General features: G+C 50.3%; 1 rRNA gene. It reads left to right on the top strand.

Going from position 1 to position 505, the window contains the following annotated elements:
• Window positions 1-505 (top strand): 23S ribosomal RNA (locus D2V08_RS18150); the annotation flags it as partial.

Here is a 505-nt window from a genome sequence, read left to right as displayed (position 1 = left end):
CTTAATTGGCGACTTGCATGAAGGCTCAACGAGAGTTCTACTGTCCCCGCCATGACGCTAGTGAAAACAATCAGTCTGGTGCACAATCCAGACCCCTCCATCTGAAAGCGAAGACCCCATGGAGTTTCACTGCAACCTGTTGTTGTTGTAAGAATTGGCATGTGTAGGGTAGGCGGGAGACGTTACCCAGGAAGGTGCGCTAGCATCTCTCCGAGTCACCGATGAAACACCGCCCTTGTCAATTTTTACGACTCACCTCTCCGGAGGAACAGCTATAGGCAGGCAGTTCGGGTGGGGCGCCACGCCCTCAAAAAGATAACAAGGGCGCCCAAAGGTTAGCTCAGGTAGGTCAGAAATCTACCGAAGAATGTAAGGGTATAAGCTAGCTTGACTCGGAACCAGACAATAGGGTTCGGAGATAGGAAACTATGGCCTAGCGAACCAATCAACCTCCTGAATGGGGGTGATTGATGTCAGAAAAATTACCCTGGGGATAATTGAGTTG

It is taken from the genome of Flagellimonas lutimaris, from assembly GCF_003581615.1.
Classification (GTDB): Bacteria; Bacteroidota; Bacteroidia; order Flavobacteriales; family Flavobacteriaceae; genus Flagellimonas; species Flagellimonas lutimaris.
The sequence above is the reverse complement of the archived record's forward strand: the minus strand, read 5'-3'. Positions and strand labels throughout refer to the sequence as shown.